General features: G+C 62.3%; 4 protein-coding genes. All 4 read left to right on the top strand.

Annotated elements, in window-relative coordinates:
* Positions 1 to 467: 467 nt before the first annotated feature.
* Genes AC1DT3_RS15860 through AC1DT3_RS15845 form a run of 4 tightly spaced genes read left to right on the top strand, consistent with a single transcriptional unit; the run spans position 468 to position 3241 of the window.
* Positions 468 to 1229 (top strand): S49 family peptidase, encoded by a 762-nt coding sequence (locus AC1DT3_RS15860; protein WP_477466207.1) that lies wholly within the window; start codon positions 468 to 470, stop codon positions 1227 to 1229.
* A gap of 40 nt (positions 1230 to 1269) precedes the next feature.
* Positions 1270 to 1689 (top strand): head decoration protein, encoded by a 420-nt coding sequence (locus AC1DT3_RS15855; RefSeq protein WP_477466206.1) that lies wholly within the window; start codon positions 1270 to 1272, stop codon positions 1687 to 1689.
* A gap of 32 nt (positions 1690 to 1721) precedes the next feature.
* Entirely contained in the window at positions 1722 to 2795 is a 1074-nt protein-coding gene (locus AC1DT3_RS15850; RefSeq protein WP_477466205.1) for a major capsid protein, read from the top strand.
* A gap of 56 nt (positions 2796 to 2851) precedes the next feature.
* Positions 2852 to 3241 (top strand): hypothetical protein, encoded by a 390-nt coding sequence (locus AC1DT3_RS15845; RefSeq protein ID WP_477466204.1) that lies wholly within the window; start codon positions 2852 to 2854, stop codon positions 3239 to 3241.
* Positions 3242 to 3315 lie beyond the last annotated feature (74 nt).

Genomic DNA, 3315 nt, shown 5'->3' with positions numbered 1-3315 from the left:
GTCGAAATGAAGGGCATGTTCGAGGCCTGTCTCGCGCGCGCCTCGTCGATCCTGGAAAGCGTGGAGACGGCGGAATCTCCGGCCGTGATGGCGGACGACTTCTGGTTCGATGCCAGCGATTGGCGCGCGGCGTTCCGTCCCTACATCGTCAAGGACGGATTGCTGCTCATCCCGGTCAAGGGTGTGCTGCTCCACGACTTCGGATTCCAATTCGGATCGTGGGCGACCGGCTACACCTATGTCTGGAAGGCTTTTGAGCGTGGCTTAGCTGACGCCAACGTACGCGGGATTGCACTCGTCATCGACAGCCCGGGCGGCCATGTCGCCGGCAACTTCGACCTCGTCGATAAGATCCATGCGGCGCGCGGGCAGAAGCCGATCCGCGCCTTCGCGGCGGAGAGCGCATACTCGGCGGCGTATTCGATCGCATCGGCCGCCGATCGGATCGTGTCTCTCGCACCGGCGGCGTGGGATCGATCGGTGTCGTCACGGCGCATGTCGATCTCAGTCGCGCGCTGGAAGCCGACGGCGTCAAGGTCACATTCATTCACGCTGGAAAGCACAAGGTCGACGGCAACGCCTACGAAGCGCTTCCGGTCGATGTGAAAGAACGCATACAGGCTCGCATCGACGAGCTCTACGACGTTTTCGTGTCCACCGTGGCACGGAATCGGGGGATCGAGGAGAAGGCGGTTCGGCGGACCGAAGCGCTCACCTTCACGGCCTCTCAATCACTGTCGAACGGCCTTGCTGACGAGATCGGCGCGCTGGACGACGCAACGGCTGCATTCGCGGCTGAATTGTTCCCTGACGAAGGAGACGACGAGATGTCCAATCAGGACAAGGCAGCCGAAAAGGCTGCGCTCGATGCCGCGCGCGCCGAAGGCCGTACGGAGGGCGAGAAGGCTGGCCGCGAGGCCGGTCACAAAGAGGGTGCGTCGGCCATGCAGGAGCGCTGCAAGGCCATCCTCAGTTCCGAGGAGGCCAAGGGCCGTGAAGGCATGGCCAATCACCTTGCCTTCAGCACCGACATGGATGCGGCCGCTGCGGTCGGGCTCATGAAAGAGGCGCCGAAGGCAACCGCCGGAGGCCCGCCCAACCGCTTCGAGCAGACGATGAACCAAACGCCCAATCCGACGGTCGGTGCGGAGTTGGGCGGCGAGGGCGATCCAAACGATGTGGAGGCGATTTTCCAGTCGGCCGGCTACGCGCCTCGGCGGGCCGCCTAAGACGCATCAACCTTCCAACCTCGCATAGGAGATCGCCTCAATGGCCATCGACATTCCGTCCAGCGGCGATACCGCCGGCATTGCCGCCGGTTCGACCGAGACCATCACCAACTTCGATCCGTTCATCACGGGCGATCATCCCGCCGTCGTGACGACCGATGAATTGGTCGCAGCGAGTCAAACCATCGCCGCCCGCACGCCAGTCGGATTCTCGTCCGGCGCACTCGTACCGGCTGTGCAGGGCACGACGCAGGCTGTCGGCATCACGCTCGTCGCGGTGACGACCGGTGCTGGAGAAACCACCACCCGCGTCCCGATCTACCGCCAGGGCGTGTTCAATCCCGACATGATCAATTGGCCGGCTTCCTACGACACCGTCGACAAGAAAAAGACGGCGTTCAATGGAGCTCCGTCGCCGACCTCGATCGTCATTCGCGCGCCTCGGACCATGACGGTCTGAGGCTCTTAAAGAAACAGGAAGGCGACACTCACATGGCCCTCGATTTCTACACCTCCCGGCAGCTCTACAGGATCATGTACGATGATCGTCTGGATGCGCCGACTTCGTATTGGCTGGACCAGTTCTTTCCGGCCAGCTTCTTCTCGACCGCTGAAGAAATCTTGTTCGACAAGATTCCCAGCAGCCGCAAGATCGCGCCGTTCATGCTCCCCAATGAGCAGGGCAAGCCGATTTACCGCCGCCAGGGCGAAGTTCTCCAGACCTTCAAACCCGCATACACGAAGCCTAAGGACGCGGTGCGTCCCTCGGAAATGCTGAAGCGGCAGCCCGGCGAGATCGTGGGTGAAAACACCCTGACGCCGCGGGCGCGATACGACGCCGAGGTGATCCGGATCTTGCAGTTCCAGCGCAACGCCATCACCCGTCTCTGGGACTATATGGCTGCGAAGGCGATCCTCGATGGCGCGGTCACGGTCAACTACATCCGAGACGGCGGCTCGAGCTTTCCATCCGTCGTTGTCAGCTTCGGCCGTGATGCCGGTCACACCGTCATTCTCGCGAACGGCTCGCGTTGGGGCGACGCCGGTGTCTCGATCGTCGACAGCATCCAAGGGTTCTCCAACACCATGGCGGCTGCGGCATTCGGTGGTTTCCCGAACCGCATCACCTTCGGCACCAGTGCTTGGGCCGTTGCCCAGAAAGATCCGGGCCTGAAGGACTTGATGGACGTCCGCTACCGGGGGTCGCCCGACATCAACCTCAATCGCAGCTTGATTCGGCGCGACGTCGAGCAGCCGGCGACCTATGTCGGCACGATCGGCGCCGGCATTGAGGCGTATGTATACAACGGCACGTTCCAGAATGATGACGGCACATTGTCCAACATCATGGACCCGCGCGACATCGTTCTGTCGGCGCCAGGCGTCGAAGGGGTCAAGGCCTTCGGTGCGATTCTCGACGAGGACGCCAATCTCGAATCCTCCGACATCTTCGTGAAGATGTGGAGCGAGAAGGACCCGTCCGCCCGCTTCATCATGAGCCAGTCGGCTCCGCTGATGATCCCCGTCAACCCGAATCGCACGTTCCGCGCTCGCGTCGTGGCGTAATCGGCGGCCTGCCCTGGCAGAGAACGCCGGGGCAGGGACGCTTTCAGGAGGAATAGATGGTCAAAGTCGTCGCAATTCATGCGGTTCATACGCTCGCGCGAGCCGCCAAGGTCACAGATGAAGGCAAAGTCCTTCAGCCTGCCAAAATCGCGGAGCACGCCCCAGGGGACGTCTTCGACGTCGATCAAGAGACGTTCGAGGATCTTCGTGCTGAGGATGCTGTTCGCAAGGCCACCAAGGTCGATATCACCGCGGCGGCGGCGAAACAGACGGGTTCCAAGAAGTTCGCGGCGGATCTCGATGAGGACGACGAGGACGAGGACGACGACCCGTTGGAAAAGCTCACCAAGGAAGAGCTTCTCGCAAAGGGCGCCGAACTGGATCTCGACGTCAAGCCGGCCATGAACAAGGCCGAATTGATCGCGGCGATCCGCGCGGCGGGCTGACGTGGACGAGTTCCGGGCGGCCTGGGCAGAAGCACAGCCCGCCTTTGACGAGGTGTTCGGCGAGGCGTTCAACC

The organism is Microvirga sp. P4_G7 (genome assembly GCF_056401005.1).
Note: the sequence above shows the minus strand (reverse complement) of the source record. Positions and strands in the feature narration are given on the sequence as shown.

Excerpts from the sequence above, each read along its gene's own strand:
- AC1DT3_RS15850 (WP_477466205.1), top strand. The coding sequence starts at position 1,722 with ATGGCCCTCGATTTCTACACCTCCCGGCAGCTCTACAGGATCATGTAC.
- AC1DT3_RS15845 (WP_477466204.1), top strand. The coding sequence starts at position 2,852 with ATGGTCAAAGTCGTCGCAATTCATGCGGTTCATACGCTCGCGCGAGCC.
- AC1DT3_RS15855 (WP_477466206.1), top strand. The coding sequence starts at position 1,270 with ATGGCCATCGACATTCCGTCCAGCGGCGATACCGCCGGCATTGCCGCC.